The sequence below is a fragment of the Candidatus Leptofilum sp. genome (assembly GCF_965223285.1).
In the GTDB taxonomy this organism is placed as follows: domain Bacteria; phylum Chloroflexota; class Anaerolineae; order Promineifilales; family Promineifilaceae; genus Leptofilum.
Genome location: NZ_OZ244997.1, coordinates 5,654,248 through 5,669,890, shown reverse-complemented (window position 1 = coordinate 5,669,890; position 15,643 = coordinate 5,654,248). Strand labels below are relative to the sequence as shown.

The window sequence follows — 15,643 nt, the reverse complement described above, 5'->3', positions numbered from 1 at the left end:
TGTGTTTATCCGTGTCCCATCTGTTTGGAGAGCAAAAATGCAAACGATTGGCTTACTTGGCGGCATGAGCTGGGAAAGCACCGAGCTTTACTACCGCTGGATCAATGAACTGGTGAAAGAAAAATTAGGCGGCTTGCACTCTGCCAAAATTGTGCTGGTCAGCGTCAATTTTCAGGAAATTGAAACGTTACAGCACCAAAACCGCTGGGATGAGGCCGGGGCGGCATTGGCCAAAGCAGGCCAACAAATTGAAGCGGCCGGGGCTGACTTTTTGCTCATTTGCACCAACACCATGCACAAAGTGGCTCCGCAAATTGAGCAAGCAATCCGCATCCCCATTTTGCACTTGGCAGACGCAACGGCCGTTCGCATCAAGCAGCATGGGTTACAAACAGTGGGCCTACTCGGCACCAACTTCACCATGGAACAAGATTTTTACAAGGGTCGCCTGGAACAGCATGGCCTGGGCGTGATTATCCCACCATCAGAGGATCGTGAAATTGTGCATCGCATCATATACGATGAGCTTTGCCTGGGCAATGTGCAAGAAGCCTCCCGCAACGAGTTCCTGCGAATCATCAACGACCTGCACGCACAGGGCGCAGAAGGCATCATCGAAGGCTGCACCGAAATTGTGATGCTGGTGCAGCAGCAGCACACCAACATCCCCTTGTTCGACACGACGGCGATTCATGCAGAAGCGGCCGTTCAGCGTGCTTTGGGCGACGTTTAGCTACAGAGACTACAGAGGGTTTTGAGGAGTCTATGCACAAGAACCTAAGGCAAGACCAAACAGATCAAGCAATGATTTTGGCAGCAGCCAGCACACATGCCGCTGCCTTTTTGAAAAAGCTGCCAGATCGCAAAGCGGCCGTTTTCCCTACCAATCCACCGCAAAAGATCGATTTGGTAAAAGATGGCTTGGGCGCAATTGCCGCTTTCAAACAATTTCTTGAACTGTATGAAGCTGGGCTTTCCGGCAGCGCGGGACCACGCTACCTGGGCTTTGTCACCGGGGGCAGCACCCCCGCCGCCCTGCTCGGCGACTGGCTGGCTAGCACCTATGATCAAAACCCCACCGCCGATGAAGATTCCATCGCCCCACACGTAGAGCAAGAAGCGATTTATTGGCTGCGCCAGCTTTTCAGCTTGCCAGATGATTTTTTTGGCACCTTCGTCAGCGGGGCCACCATGAGCAACTTTGTGGGGCTAGCCCAGGCAAGACAATGGATCGGGCAGCAGCAGGGTGTGAATGTGGCCGAGGATGGGCTGTGGGGAGTACGGCCGTTTCCCATCCTCGCCGCCACGCCCCATTCCAGCAGCAAAAAGGCACTCGCCATGCTGGGACTGGGCCGTCGTGCTATCACCCCCGTCCCTACCCTGCCCAATCGGGAGGCAATGGATGTAACCGCTCTCGCCGAAATTTTGGCCACGCTGGATGAGCCCGCCATCGTCATCGCCAGCGGCGGCACGGTCAATAGCGTAGATTTTGACGATTTACAAGCCCTCGCCGAACTAAAGCAAAAACATAACTTTTGGCTGCATTTGGATGCGGCGTTTGGTGGATTTGCTGCCTGCTCACCCCAGTCTGCCCATCTGCTGGCGGGGCAAGAAGGCGCCGATTCGATTACCATCGACGCCCACAAATGGCTCAACGTGCCCTATGATTCCGCCATGACGTTTAGTCGCCACCCTGAGTTGCAGCTAGCCGTCTTCCAAAATACGGCCGTTTACCTGGGCGAGCTGGGGGAAACGCCCAGCCCGGTGCATTGGACGCCGCAAAATTCCCGACGCTTTCGCGCCTTGCCCGCCTGGATGAGCTTGTTGGCCTACGGCCGTTCCGGCTACCAAGACATTGTGGAGCGCAACTGCGCCCAGGCTCGCTGGCTAGGCGACCAAATCGAGCATTCAAACCGGTTTCAGTTGCTGGCTCCGGTGCGCCTCAACTGCGTCTGCTTTACCCTGGCTAACCAGTCCAGCCTGCCCCAAATTCAACAATTCCTGGCAAAAGTGCGGAATGACGGCCGTGTCTACCTGACGCAAACGGTTTACCTGGGCCAACCAGCCATCCGTGCCGCCTTTTCCAACTGGCAAACTGAGCAGCGTGACGTGGAGATTTGTTGGCAAGCGTTGCGCGAGTTATAAGAATTATGTTAACTAAAACGAGAACCATACCTCCCGCAAGAATCGCCCTCTGGCAAGGCATTAAATCAGAGATACCTATCACCATTGGCGTCATTCCCTTTGGGATGATTTACGGCGTGCTGGGACTAGCTGCGGGCTTAACGCCGCTGCAAGCGCAGGCGATGTCGTCCATCGTTTTTGCTGGCTCAGCGCAATTTTTGGGGGCGCAGCTCATTAGTGTGGGAACACCGCTGCCCATTTTGTGGCTTACCACCTTTATTGTGAATTTACGGCATGTACTGTACAGCACCGCTCTGGGGCCGGACGTGCAGCATTTGTCGCGCAGATGGCGCTGGCTGCTGGCTTATTTGCTTACTGATGAAGCGTATGCGGCAACGGCCGTTCATTATGGCAACAAGCAAATTCCGCTGGCGTACAAACATTATTTTTGGCTGGGGGCCGGGTTTACCTTGTGGGGGGTGTGGCAACTGAGTACGGCCGTTGGCATTCTGCTGGGCACCCAGGTGCCGCCAGAATGGGGGCTGGATTTCACTCTGGCACTCACGTTCATCGGCATCGTGGTGCCTACGCTCAAAGACCGACCGAACGCAATGGCGGCACTCACGGCAGGGTTAGTTGCGGTGCTAACGTTTGACTTGCCGTACAAACTCGGCCTCATGCTAGCCACACTCACCGGCATTGCCGTTGGCGTCTGGCTAGAAAATCGGAAAAAATGATCGTCCGCAGATTAGCGCAGATTTTTCTTTCTTCTTCACACCTTTGCGTTAAATTTTTCAGGACTTACGCATTTGCCCTAACCAGACTACAAAAGTCTGGGTTTAATGGTGTTAATTCCAGAGAGAACAAGACTTTTGTAGTCTTCACTGCGTAAATCCTGTTTTTTAGAGGTAAGCGATTATGAATCTTTGGCTGGCAATTATCGGCATGGGCATCATCACCTACGCCATTCGGTTGGCCCCGATTTGGCTGCTAGAACGCGCCACTATCGGTCCGGGCTGGCGGCAGGCGTTGCGCTTTGTGCCTGCGGCCGTACTTTCCGCTATCATTTTGCCAGAATTGGTCATGCCCGGCGGCACCCTCGATCTCTCAATGGGCAATGCGCGGCTGTTGGCAGGGTTGGCAGCGATTTTGATCGCCTGGCGCATGAAAAATATTTTGTGGACGCTGGCGGTGGGCATGGTGTTGTTGTGGATTTTGGGATGAGGGGGTGACAAAGTGAAAGGGTGAAAGGGTGAATCGAGTTAGACTTGCAACCTGCAACCTGCCACTCGCAAACTTTCGAGGTAACTATGATTGAAGATTTTGTAGAAGTTGGTGTTGTCAAAGAACTGTACCGTTTTCCCGTAAAGTCGATGCGGGGTGAGTCATTGCCGGAGGCGCATGGCTATTGGCATGGGCTGGATGGGGATCGCCGCTATGCGTTTGTGCGCTCGGATGATCGGTCTGGCTTCCCCTGGCTTACGGGGCGACAACTCCCGCAGATGTTGCAATACACTCCTCGCTACACGCAACCGGATGATCTGGTTGATTCGCCTGTGGAAGTTGAGACGCCAAACGGCCGCATCCTCCCTATCCAATCCCCTGAACTAAATCAAGCCTTGGCTGACGCCTACGGCAAGCCCGTCCATCTCATCAAAATTGGTCGCGGCGCGTTCGACAGTCAGGTCATTTCTGTGATGAGTACCGCCACGGTATCGGCGTTGGCTGAGGCGATCGGCGTTTCTGTTACCCCTATTCGTTTCCGCCAAAACATCATCATCAAGCCGTTTGACGAGCAGCCATTTGTCGAAGAACGGTGGCTAGACAGCAGCCTGGTTTTTGGCAACCAGGCAGATGGCTTGCGGATTCGGCTTAACCGGCGCATCCAGCGTTGCGTGATGATCAACATCGATCCTGAAACGAGCGAAAAAGAGCCAGCCGTGCTTAAAACCGTGGCCCAAACGCGGCAAAACTGCGCAGGCGTGCACAGCAGCACCGAGCGTCCCGGCATGGTGCGCGTAGGGGATGTGGTGAAGCTGGTAAGGATGTAATTGGGTAATTTGCAAAAGGATTTCACCGATGGAAGCGTTTACGATTGAACAACTCATTGCCGAACAAGCAGCAGGCAAAAAACTGTACCTTGAATTTTTGCGCAAAGAAACGATGAGCCTGGGATTGTATGTGCTGCCCGCAGGCGGCACGGACCCGCAGCAACCACACGACGAAGACGAAGTGTATTACATTGTCAATGGCCGAGGGCAAATTGACGTGGGGGACGAAACCCAGCCGGTGCAGCCGGGCAGCATTGTCTTTGTAGCCGCCCATGTGCCACACAAATTCCATTCCATTACCGAAGAACTCAAAATTCTGGTTTTCTTCGCACCAGCCGAGACCGGGCCAACAAATTAGCCAAAGAGTACAAAGAACGTACAGAAAATGAGCCAAGCCCTCAAAAATCTCTGTGCTCTTTGTGGCAAAGAGGAAGAAAATGCCTACCTACCCTTTTATGCAGGTTGATGCGTTTACGGAACGGCCGTTGGCCGGGAATCCCTGCGCCATCATTTTTGAAGCAGACGATTTAACCCCCGACCAGATGCTCGCCATCGCCAAAGAGATGAATCTGTCGGAAACGGCGTTTGTGCTTAAATCAGAAGTCGCCGACGTGCGGGCGCGTTATTTTACGCCTGCTGAGGAAATCCCCCTGGCAGGCCATCCCACCATTGCCACCCTGCACGCTTTGGTTGAAACCGGGCAGATTCAGCTACAGGGTGATTACACGAAAATCTCCCTTGAACTGCAAGTGGGGTCAATTCCCATCGAACTGTATCAGGCGGAAACGGCCGTGCGCGTGGTGATGAACCAAAAGAAACCCGAATTTGGCGTGAAGCTCTCGCCAGAAATTGTCATGCCCCACTTTGGCTTGCAGGCATCTGACTGCTTACCGAACGCCCTGCCCCAAATCGTTAGCACCGGCACACCACAGCTGATGATTCCCGTGCGGAATTTGGAAACATTGCGCCGAGTTCGGCTGGAAAGCAGCTATCAGCCATTCCAAAAGCGAACAGGCTTTTTTGGACCTCATCTGTTTTGCTTAGAGGGGGCAACAAAGCAAGGCGATACGTTTGCGCGCCATCTTGGTTTCGCCCCTGATCTGGCGGAAGACCCGTTCACGGGATCGGCCACGGGCGGCATGGCGGCTTATTTGTGGCACCATCGTCTGCTCACCAAACCCACTTTCATTGCCGAACAGGGTCACTGGATGAACCGACCCGGTCAGGCCCAAGTGGAAATCATCGGCCCACCAGACAATATTGAGACGGTAAAAGTGGGCGGTACGGCCGTTACCGTCATGACAGGTCAGTTAACTATCTAAAATGATTCATCAAAGATTACGCAGATTTACCCAATTTTTATCTGCTCAATCTGCGAAATCTTGGTCATGCAAAATCCTTTAGGAACTCTGTGCCCTCTGTGGCAAAAATAAATTGGAGCAACCATGAAAGATTACACCAATCTAGCTAATACCGAAGTGCGCCGCAGCGACCGTGCTGTGGCCGATGAAGCGTGGATTCGAGAGTTGCTGCACCGCGCTCCCGTAGGCGTTTTGGCCTTCAATCAGGGCGACCAGCCATTTTTGAACAGCAATTTGTACGCCTACGACGAAGCAGCCCACGCCATCTACATGCACACCGCCCGCGTGGGGCGCACCCCGGCCAATCTGGCCCAAGAAACCAAGATTTGCTTCACCATTTTTGAGATGGGCCGTCTGCTGCCTGCCAAAGAGGCGTTAGAGTTTAGTGTGGAGTACAGTGGCGTGACTGTGTTTGGTACGGCCGTGACCATCACCGACCCCGCCGAAGCCCAGCACGGCCTGCAACTGCTGCTAGACAAATATGCGCCGCACCTGAAACCAGACCAGGATTACCGCGGCATTACCCCAGAAGAGTTGAAGCGAACGGCCGTTTACCGCATCAACATCCACGAATGGAGCGGCAAGAAAAAAGAAGTAACCGACGATTTCCCTGGTGCCTTCTATTACAACTCCTAGTAGCCGCACTTTCTTTCCGCGGAAAAAGAGAAATCTGAGCAATGAACCTTCGCCTCTAAGCCCTCTGTGAACTCTGTGGCCAATATTTCAGGTACTTAGTTTGACAATGTTAGATTCACGGGCCACGAGCCTTTCTAAGCCGTGACTTTCGTGAGCGAGTACGATTATCCAAGTGTTTGACAACCAATTCAGCCGCCTGGCGTGACGACAACTGCGGCAACGGCAACGCGGCTCGTAGCAAGGTACGAACGTTAACAATCGATAAATTGGGCAAAGTATCCGTTTCGTAGGCAGCCAACAAAGCCGGGTCACGAGGATATGCCTCCGTCCACTCGAGCAAGGTTTCGGTGATGAAGGCACTGGCCATGATGGTCAAGGCGAGATGGTGAACCCAGGCAGGGTACTTCTGGGCCTGAAATTCATCCCACCCCAACTCCGATTTGGCGTCCTGATGGGCCCGTTCGATGAAGTAGCGATGCGACTTGTGCCGGGCCATTGTCTCCAGAGGAATATCAGCCGGGGCATTGCTCAGTGAATAAGTAACTTTACCGTTGGCGCGGCGGATCAGCAGCCATTCCTGGCGGCAACTTCCCTCTTCACTGACGGTCCACACCCGTTGCCGGGCAAATTGGGCAGTGAGATGGCCCCGTTCATGTGGACGAAGGGTGATGGCGGTGAATGAGAACGCCGATGCCAGTTGTTCAGGTGTGGTCTGACTGCCTAACACAGTAATTTGGACATGCTTGCGCTTTGGTTCCCGGATGACCTGAGGTTTCTCCAGATAAAGCGACAAGTTGCAGGGAATATCGGCAAAGTATTGGATGGACAGCTGGTCTAATTCAGCCCGCAACCAGTGGCTGCGGCCATACAAGCTGTCGCAGTCAAAGGCGTCAAAGGCGACGCCATTGGCCAGGACCCGCTTGACCATGACCAGTACCAGTTCGATCTTGGTCTGAAATTCCCGGTCAGCGGGGATGGCTAGCTTGTTGCGTCGCCGCGCATAGGCCGGGGTGAACCATTTTTCTGGCAAGTACAGTTCGCCATCAATCCAGGTGCGGTAGCCATCTTTGGCCAAGGCCAAAAACACACCCACCTGACTCATGTCAACTTTTCCCAGGCGACCATTGTGCTGCCGACTGCTGCCGGCGCTGCCATCACCGGCCTTCTCCTCTGCACTTTCATCAGCAATGAGGACACTGCCTTGCTGGTAGTGGGGCAAACTGCTGATATCTTGTTGCAGGACGGCGATCAAATCGTTCCCGGCCCAAGGTGAATCGGCGATGAATTGTTGCAGATTTTGTTCGGGGATTCCCGCTACACGGGCAATCCCGCTGATATGCCGGTTGCTCTCCATTCGTAACAAGCCACTCAGGTAATGATAGCCATATTCACTGGTATCGCGTGTCTTGGTTTTCATCCAATAACGATAACGTTCATGATACTGGTCAAGCCGCTCACCCAATTTATCGATAGCTGCTTCATTTAGCCCCCACTGGGCTAACCGTGAAGTTTTTTCTTTTCCATTTTCAAATTTTACTGATATTGGCTCTCACGAGCCTAATTTAACATTGTCAAATTAGGCAGACTTTTGTTGCCTGAGTGCCGCCTGCGCCGCTGCCAAGCGGGCAATAGGCACCCGGTACGGCGAGCAGCTCACATAATTCAGCCCAACCTCTTGGCAGAAGGCAATACTGCGCGGTTCACCACCATGCTCCCCACAAATACCTACTTTTAGCGCTGGTTTAGTTTGGCGGCCACGCTCAACCCCTAACTGCACCAGTTGCCCAACGCCATTTTGATCTAGCACCTGGAACGGATCGTCCGTAAGCAGCTTCTCGGTGACGTAATGGGAAAGGAAACGGCCGCTGTCATCTCGGCTTAAGCCAAACGTTGTTTGCGTCAAATCATTTGTGCCAAAACTAAAGAAGTCTGCATGTTCAGCAATTCGGTCGGCCATAAGGGCAGCCCGGGGCAGTTCAATCATCGTGCCAATGTGATAATCCAGCTTCATGCCGTAAGTTCCTAGCACGGCCTCCGCCACACGTTCAACCACCGCACGCTGATGTCTCAATTCCGTTTCTGCCGACACCAGGGGAATCATAATTTCAGGCTGAACAGCGATGTTTTGAGCCTGCGCCTCGCAGGCTGCTTCCATAACTGCCCGCGTCTGCATTTCGGTTACTTCTGGATACAGCAGCCCCAAACGACACCCCCGATGCCCCAACATAGGATTCGCCTCCCGCAGCTGCTCCACGCGGTGTAAAAGCTGCTCTTTTTCCCAAATTTGGTGCAACAACTGATCTATTTTGGCAAACGTGTCGGCTTGCTGCGTCTTCAGCTTTAGCTCGTACAGCTCAACTTGTAACTCCTCAAAATTAGGGAGAAATTCATGAAGCGGCGGGTCCAGCAGGCGAATGGTAACGGGCAAACCATCCATTGCTTTGAATATTTCCAGGAAGTCATGCCGCTGAATGGGCAGCAGTTTTTCCAGAGCCACTTGCCGCGCCGCCAAATCTTCTGCCAAAATCATTTCACGCATAATGGCCAAACGGTCGTCGCCAAAGAACATATGCTCAGTCCGGCAAAGGCCGATGCCTTCTGCCCCGAAATTGCGGGCGACGCTGGCGTCGTGACCGGTATCCGCATTGGCCCGCACGCCGAGCTGGCGCATGCCATCTGCCCAGCCCATGAGCGTCAGGTAATGGTCACCAAGCTCTGGCTGTTTGGTAGCCACCTGCCCCAGCAGCACCGACCCTGTGGACCCATCAATGGTGATCCAGTCACCCCGCCGCACCTTGTGCTCTTTGGTATAAAAATAGCCCTCTTCTTCGCTTATTTGGATGGCATCCGCACCAACAATGCAGGGGGTGCCCATGCCGCGAGCCACAACGGCCGCATGAGAGGTCATCCCACCACGTGCCGTCAGAATCGCCTCGGCCACCGCCATGCCGTGAAAATCATCCGGGCTGGTTTCGTGGCGGACAAGAATAATCGGATGGCCTTGTTCGCTGTACACAAGCGCATCGTCGGGCGTGAGCACCACGATGCCCGTGGCCGCACCTGGGCTGGCTGGCAAGCCGGTAGCAACCACTGTGGCATCAGCATCTGGATCGATGGTGGGGTGCAGGAGTTGATCCAGTTGATTGGCCTCTACGCGCAGCACGGCCGTTTCCCGATCAATCACCCCCTCATCCACCATATCCACCGCGATAGTGACCGCGGCGGCCCCCGTGCGCTTGCCCGTGCGCGTCTGCAAAATCCAAAGTTTGCCTTGCTCAATGGTAAATTCAATATCTTGCATGTCGCGGTAATGCGCTTCTAAACGTTGAATAATGCCCATAAGCTGTTGGTAAGATTCAGGCAGTTCGTTGACCATCTCATGAATCGATTTGGGCGTGCGCAGGCCAGCCACCACATCTTCCCCCTGGGCATTGAGCAAATATTCCCCAAAAACTTCCTTGTCGCCATTGGATGGATTCCGAGTGAAAGCCACGCCTGTACCGCTACCCCACCCCATGTTGCCAAAAACCATTACCTGCACATTTACGGCCGTTCCCAAATCATCAGGAATGCGGTGGATACGACGATATTCAACGGCCCGTCGCGTATTCCAGGAATCGAAAACGGCCGCAATGGCCATTCGCAACTGCTCGAACGGATCTTGCGGGAACTCATCACCATGCCTGTCCGTAAAAATAATCCGTTTATAAACGTTGATCAGTTCATCCAAATGATCTTCACCGAGGTCCGTGTCGCGTCCAGAATCCGTTTGCAGCTTAAACCGTTCCAAGGCTCGGCTAAACTTCTCATGCGGAACTTTCATAACAATGTTGCCAAACATGGCAATAAATCGGCGATACGCATCCAGGGCAAAACGGCGATTTTCGGTAAACTGTGCCAACCCCTCCACAGTTTCGTCATTGAGGCCCAAATTGAGTACCGTATCCATCATGCCGGGCATGGAGATAGCAGCCCCGGATCGCACCGATACCAGCAGCGGATTTTGGTTGCCGCCAAACTGTTTTCCAGTGTCGGCCTCCACTTGGGCGAGTGCTGTCTGCGCCTGAGACCACATCCCCTCTGGGAATTGATTTTCATATTGAGTGTAAGCGTTACATGCCTCGGTTGTTATGGTAAAACCAGGCGGCACTGGCAGGCCTGCCTGCGTCATCTCGGCGACGTTGGCACCCTTGCCACCAAGCAACGCTTTCATCTCAGTGCGTCCTTCTGTAAAAAGGTAAACCCATTTGTGATCCCTTTGCTGATATAACATTGTCTTCTCCTCGATCTGAATTATTGAAATTGAGTTGAACAATTTGGAAGTGGATAAAGTGGCAGATACGGGGAGAATCCTGCCACCTCTTGTGACATTATTGAATAAATCATTGCAAATGCAAAGAAAATTTAGTACACAAATGTGACAAATTTGGCTAACCCAAATTGTCTCATTTTTTGATGATGTTCGACTGTCTGCGTTATAGTCATGTCTCGACAATTTCAAAAGTTCAGGTGAACGATGTCAACGAATATCACAATTCAGGAAATGACTGCAGACGATTGGACGGCCGTTGCCCAAATCTACGCCGACGGGATTGCCACCGGCGAAGCCACGTTTGAAACCGATGTGCCTACCTGGGAAGCGTGGGATAGCAGCCATTTGCCAAACGGCCGTTTCGTTGCCCAATCCGAGGGTGGCGAGATTGTAGGCTGGGCGGCCCTCAGCCCGGTTTCCAGCCGCTGCGTCTATGCGGGTGTGGCCGAGGTAAGCGTTTACGTGGCGCCAACGGTGTGGGGGCAGGGCGTAGGCAAGCGGCTGCTGCAAGCACTGGTGGATAGCTCGGAAGCGGCAGGCATCTGGATGCTGCAAGCCAGCATCTTCCCGGAAAATGAAGCCAGCGTTAAGCTGCACGAAAAGTGCGGTTTTCGGATTGTGGGGCGGCGGGAGAAGCTAGGGCAGCAGTACGACCGTTGGCGGGACGTATTATTCATGGAGCGGCGCAGCCAAAAGGTGGGTCTCGCATGATTGTGATTTTGATGGGTGTGTCTGGCTGCGGCAAAAGTACGGTGGGGGAAGCATTGGCAAAGGCATGGCAACGGCCGTTCTTCGATGGCGACGACTATCACCCGCCAGAAAATGTTGCCAAAATGGCTGCGGGCCTCCCACTGGCTGACGCCGACCGTGCGCCCTGGCTAGCTAGCCTGCGTCAGCTCATTGATGAGCATCTAGCCGCAGGGCAAGACGCCGTTCTGGCCACGTCTGCGCTCAAAGCCAGCTATCGCCAAACGCTTGGTTGCCATCTGCCAAATGTGCTGCTGGTGCACCTGCATGGCAGCTATGACCAGATTTTACAGCGAATGGCACAGCGCAATCATTTCATGCCCCCTGCGCTGCTGCAAAGCCAGTTCGACACGTTAGAACCACCCACCGATGCACTCGTGTTGGACCTGGCCCGCCCGGTAACAACCTTGGTGCTAGATATTTTGGCGGAGCTAAACAGGCGGAGCAGCGATGCAGTCGTATGAAATCCGACAATGCGCGGCGGCAGCGTGCCAGTTTCGCTTTCCCGTCGCGATAGATAATCCAGCAGGTGCAGATTGCCCCCACTGCGGCACACCAACCATGCTAGCAGCTACGCCACAGGCAAGCGGCACGCGTTCGCTACAAACATCCCCCCGCTTTATCCGATTAGAACTGCTGCTGGACAACATTCGCAGTTTGTACAACGTGGGTGCTATCCTGCGCACCGCCGACGGTGCGGGCGGTGTGCATCTGCATCTTGGCGGCATCACCGCCTCACCAACCCATCCCAAGCTGGCAAAAACTGCGCTGGGCGCAGAAAATGCGCTGCCCTGGACGCAACATCGCAACAGTGTTCACGCCGTAACCCAGCTAAAGTCAGCCGGGTATCGCATTTGGGTGCTAGAGGAGGGAGAAACGGCCGTTAACCTCTTCACCGCTACTTTTCCAGAACAATCCAACCAGCCCATTCTCCTCGTCATCGGTAACGAAAAAGTCGGGGTCGATCCCGCCATCCAGCAACTGGCCGATTGCACCTTTGCCCTGCCGATGAGCGGCATTAAAAACTCGCTCAACGTCGCCGTTGCTTTTGGCATTGCCATCTACCAAATCCAATACGGCCGATAACTATTAACCCTCCCGGAGGTTTAATTGAGGCTAACAACGAATCATCCGTGAACCTCTGGGAGGATAGCATTAGTTACTACCGCCGTATAAAATAACGAAATGACAGCAAAACCCAACATTGATAAGTCGCAGATTCAGGCCCTCGTTCGCAGCTGTTTTGATGAACCCATTGACGATCTGGCACCATTGGGAACGGGGCAAATTGCCCTGGTTTACTCTTTCCGCGCTGGCGACCAGGAATTTGTCATCCGGTTTGTGGAGAGCAAGATGGCACACACGCTCAAGAAGGAGGTTGCGGTTGCCAATTTATTGCAAGGAAGCGAAGTGCTGCTGCCGCCGATCTTGCACCAAGGACCCTTTGAAGCGTTTTATTTTGCCATTGCGCTACGCGCTGCGGGGCAGCCGTTGGATGAGCTAAACACAGAGCAATACAAACTGGTTTTGCCTGATCTCATCAAGATGCTGGACACGATTCATCAGGCTGATTTGGGCAATACGCAAGGGTACGGATTTTTTGATGAAACGGCCGTTGGCCAATCCGCTAGCTGGCCCGATTTTCTGTTAAAAGTAGGCCAAGAAGAGGAAGACGGCTTTTACGGCCATTGGCATCATCTGTTTGAAGATTCGTTTTTGGAACGGCCGTTGTTTGACCAGCTGTATGCAGAAATGCAGCGTCTATTCTCCTACTTGCCAACTGAACGGTGGTTGGTGCATGGGGATTATGGCTATAACAATGTGTTGGCGGAGGGGGAGAAGGTAACGGCCGTGCTGGATTGGGCCAACGCCAAATTTGGCGACTTTCTTTTCGACGTGGCTTACCTCACTACCTCAGCAACGATTGATTACGTCGCTGCCTTTCAACAATTTTACCGCACCCACAATCGAGAAGTTCCCCACTTTTTAGAACGAATTCGCTGCTACCAATGCTATATCAGCCTGGATGGATTACGCTTTTTCGCCAAAACTGACAGCCGGGATGGATATGAATGGATCAAGCGAGGCATCGCTAAAAATCTAGGGTTTGGTACTTAAAACTTAGCCACGGATTTGGCTAATCAAATCCTCTTAATCCGCGAAATCCGTGGCTATGAGCAATCAAGGTTCGGTCACGCAGCGGAAGCCGACGCTGGGGATTTGGCGGAATTCGGGGGCGCGTTGGCTGGCGCGGTTGGTGGTGCGGAGTTCTTCGGCGGGGCTGTCGTAGCCGCCGCCCCGCAGGACGTAGTCGCCAGTGGTGCCCACATCCGCGCCGGTGGGGTTCTCGAGGGGAGAGCGATCATAGTAAATCGGGTCGTAGCCGTCGGCGACCCATTCCCACACGTTCCCCGCCATATGGTGCAGGCCAAACGGGCTGGCTCCTTCGGGCAGGCTGGTGACGGGCTGCAAGTTGCTAAAGGTGCCTGAAAAGACGGCAGGAATGGTGCCATCGTCGTCAATTTGCAGATCATCACCCCAGGGATAGAAACGGCCGTCTCCACCCGTCGCCGCCAATTCCCATTCCGCCTCGGTGGGCAGCCGCCCACCCACCCATTGGCAGTACGCACTGGCTCCGTGCCAGCTTACATTGTTAATCGGATAGTCGCCAAACCCCTCAAGCGGCAGGTAGCCGCTCGTGTTGTCCGTGAGATAGCTGCGCGTGGTCTCGAAGCGCGTGGACAGGCAGGTGAAACTGTTGCAGGCAGCCACGTATTCCCCCAGCGTGTTGAGGAAGGCAGCATATTGCGTCACGCTCACCTCATACAGGTCGATGGCAAACGCATCCAGCGTCACTTCATGGCGGGATCGTTCGTCTGCTTCAGCCAGCTCATCATCGTCCCTCGCGCCCATCAGGAAAGTGGTAACGGGAATGAGCACCTGCGGCATCCCGTCCGCCTCGCGGGTGAGGACGACAAGCGGCGTCGGTGTAGGCAAGCTGGTGGCTGTCGTGGTGGGTAGCGGTGTGGGTGAGGCTGTGGGGCTGGGCAATGGTGTTGCCGTGAGTGTGGCGGCGGGCACGGCCGTTTCCGCCAAAGTTTCTGCTCCATTTGTTTCAGTTGGAACGGCCGTCTCTGTCTCAGTTGGCATCAAGGTTGGTGTGGCGGTTGGCGATGGCGTACTGGTAACGGTCGCCGTGGGCGGGAAGCCACCATTTTGCGCCAGGTACGTCAAATCCCTAAAAGAACGGCCTTCCCAAATAAAAAACCAGCCCCCCGCAGTAGCCACACCCAAAATAATGAGGAAAAAGAGCAAGACAAACAGGCAGGAACGGCCGTTATTCGTCTGCGCCTTTTCAGGTTTTGGTGTGGGGGTGACGGTGTGCTGCACCTGCCCCATCGCAACGGCGGCAGGTGGTGGCGGCAAGGTGCGTGGCGAGCTGGAAAGCGGTGGCCCGGTTACCGCAGGAGGTGGCGGAGCCATAGGCGTTGGTGCGGGTGCAGCGATAACAGATTGGGTAAGCGGCAGTGTAAAATCCACCTCTTCTGGCTGCTGGATTGCTTTTTCAACGGCCGTTGCTAGCAAATTCCCGTTCGCAAAACGGCCGTCTGGCTCTTTCGCTAACGCTTTAAGAATAATGGCAGAAAGTGCCGGACTCAGTTCCGGGCGTAGTTCCTGCGGAGATGGCGGGACGTCACTCATTTGCTTCAGGGCAATTTCGAGCGGTTCGGCTCCTTCAAACGGCCGTTGCCCCGTAAATATTTGGTACAAAATCACGCCAACGGCGTACAGATCACTTTGGGGCACCACGCCAGCGGAGCTAATCGCCTGCTCTGGTGCCAAATAATGGGGCGAGCCAAAAATCTCCCCCTGTGTATCGCTCCCAGCTAGCCAGGCAAGCCCAAAATCGGTGAGGTAGGAACGGCCGTCTGCATCCAGCATAATGTTCGACGGCTTCACGTCCCGGTGGATAACACCCTTGCTGTGCGCATAATCCAGCGCACCACACAGCTCCCGCACCAGCCGCGCCGCCTCCAGCGCAGGCAGCCATGCCTCCTGCGCCCGCAAATCGTCCAAATAGCTGCGTAAATCTTGGCCAGGAACGTACTGCATCGCCATATAAAACAGGCCAGAAACCTCCCCATACCGATACAGCCGCACGATATGGGGATGCTCAAGTTGGGCAATCGCCTGCGCCTCTCGCTCAAAGCGTGCGCGGTAATCTTCATCGGTGCGATAAACAGCATCAATTACTTTGATTGCTACATCCCGCTTCAGGCGCACGTCCCGCCCGCGATAGACGCTCGCCATCCCACCCCGCCCCAAAAGCGAAATCAGTTCATATTCATCTAGCTGCTGCCCGATGAGCGGGTCCTGGTTGAAATCTGTCATGGAAAAATTAGCCGCAGATT

15 protein-coding genes are annotated in these 15,643 nt (G+C 54.3%); 12 read left to right on the top strand and 3 right to left on the bottom strand.

Features of this window, described 5'->3' with window-relative positions; genetic code table 11:
* Positions 1-37: 37 nt before the first annotated feature.
* The 8 genes from ACOQPU_RS25460 to ACOQPU_RS25425 all read left to right on the top strand — a co-directional run bounded on the left by ACOQPU_RS25460 (position 38) and on the right by ACOQPU_RS25425 (position 6,172).
* Positions 38-733, top strand: a complete 696-nt coding sequence (locus ACOQPU_RS25460; RefSeq protein WP_420642638.1) for an aspartate/glutamate racemase family protein — start codon at positions 38-40, stop codon at positions 731-733.
* Between the two features lie 32 nt (positions 734-765).
* On the top strand, positions 766-2,145 hold the full coding sequence (locus tag ACOQPU_RS25455; RefSeq protein WP_420642637.1) for a pyridoxal phosphate-dependent decarboxylase family protein: 1,380 nt from the start codon (positions 766-768) through the stop codon (positions 2,143-2,145).
* A gap of 5 nt (positions 2,146-2,150) precedes the next feature.
* Positions 2,151-2,861: an AzlC family ABC transporter permease gene (locus tag ACOQPU_RS25450; RefSeq protein ID WP_420642636.1), complete on the top strand. Its 711-nt coding sequence runs from the start codon at positions 2,151-2,153 to the stop codon at positions 2,859-2,861.
* 181 nt (positions 2,862-3,042) lie between these two features.
* Positions 3,043-3,348: an AzlD domain-containing protein gene (locus tag ACOQPU_RS25445; protein WP_420642635.1), complete on the top strand. Its 306-nt coding sequence runs from the start codon at positions 3,043-3,045 to the stop codon at positions 3,346-3,348.
* Positions 3,349-3,434: 86 nt separating this feature from the next.
* Entirely contained in the window at positions 3,435-4,175 is a 741-nt protein-coding gene (locus ACOQPU_RS25440; protein ID WP_420642634.1) for an MOSC domain-containing protein, read from the top strand.
* A gap of 28 nt (positions 4,176-4,203) precedes the next feature.
* Entirely contained in the window at positions 4,204-4,533 is a 330-nt protein-coding gene (locus ACOQPU_RS25435; protein ID WP_420642633.1) for a cupin domain-containing protein, read from the top strand.
* 79 nt (positions 4,534-4,612) lie between these two features.
* Positions 4,613-5,497 carry a PhzF family phenazine biosynthesis protein gene (locus tag ACOQPU_RS25430; protein WP_420642632.1) on the top strand — a complete coding sequence of 295 codons (885 nt, stop codon included), beginning with the start codon at positions 4,613-4,615 and terminating at the stop codon, positions 5,495-5,497.
* Positions 5,498-5,620: 123 nt separating this feature from the next.
* The gene (locus tag ACOQPU_RS25425; protein WP_420642631.1) at positions 5,621-6,172 is read left to right on the top strand and encodes a pyridoxamine 5'-phosphate oxidase family protein; all 552 of its coding nucleotides are present in this window, start codon (positions 5,621-5,623) and stop codon (positions 6,170-6,172) included.
* A gap of 115 nt (positions 6,173-6,287) precedes the next feature.
* Here the strand turns inward: ACOQPU_RS25425 and ACOQPU_RS25420 are convergent, their stop codons facing one another.
* Positions 6,288-7,589 carry an IS701 family transposase gene (locus ACOQPU_RS25420; protein ID WP_420640693.1) on the bottom strand — a complete coding sequence of 434 codons (1,302 nt, stop codon included), beginning with the start codon at positions 7,587-7,589 and terminating at the stop codon, positions 6,288-6,290.
* 159 nt (positions 7,590-7,748) lie between these two features.
* Complete coding sequence (ppdK, locus tag ACOQPU_RS25415) at positions 7,749-10,445, bottom strand: pyruvate, phosphate dikinase (protein ID WP_420642630.1); 2,697 nt, start codon at positions 10,443-10,445, stop codon at positions 7,749-7,751.
* A gap of 243 nt (positions 10,446-10,688) precedes the next feature.
* Here ppdK and ACOQPU_RS25410 point away from each other — a divergent pair, with 243 nt between their 5' ends.
* The 4 genes from ACOQPU_RS25410 to ACOQPU_RS25395 all read left to right on the top strand — a co-directional run bounded on the left by ACOQPU_RS25410 (position 10,689) and on the right by ACOQPU_RS25395 (position 13,349).
* Entirely contained in the window at positions 10,689-11,195 is a 507-nt protein-coding gene (locus ACOQPU_RS25410; protein WP_420642629.1) for a GNAT family N-acetyltransferase, read from the top strand.
* Positions 11,192-11,695: a gluconokinase gene (locus ACOQPU_RS25405; protein ID WP_420642628.1), complete on the top strand. Its 504-nt coding sequence runs from the start codon at positions 11,192-11,194 to the stop codon at positions 11,693-11,695. Before ACOQPU_RS25410 ends, ACOQPU_RS25405 begins: the two co-directional genes overlap by 4 nt.
* Positions 11,682-12,317, top strand: a complete 636-nt coding sequence (locus ACOQPU_RS25400) for a TrmH family RNA methyltransferase (protein ID WP_420642627.1) — start codon at positions 11,682-11,684, stop codon at positions 12,315-12,317. The genes ACOQPU_RS25405 and ACOQPU_RS25400 overlap by 14 nt, the downstream gene beginning before the upstream one ends.
* Before the next feature lie 99 nt (positions 12,318-12,416).
* A complete protein-coding gene (locus ACOQPU_RS25395) occupies positions 12,417-13,349 on the top strand; it encodes a phosphotransferase family protein (RefSeq protein WP_420642626.1) in 933 nt (310 codons plus the stop codon).
* A gap of 63 nt (positions 13,350-13,412) precedes the next feature.
* Here ACOQPU_RS25395 and ACOQPU_RS25390 read toward each other — a convergent pair whose 3' ends face one another.
* Positions 13,413-15,623 (bottom strand): protein kinase domain-containing protein, encoded by a 2,211-nt coding sequence (locus ACOQPU_RS25390; RefSeq protein WP_420642625.1) that lies wholly within the window; start codon positions 15,621-15,623, stop codon positions 13,413-13,415.
* Positions 15,624-15,643 lie beyond the last annotated feature (20 nt).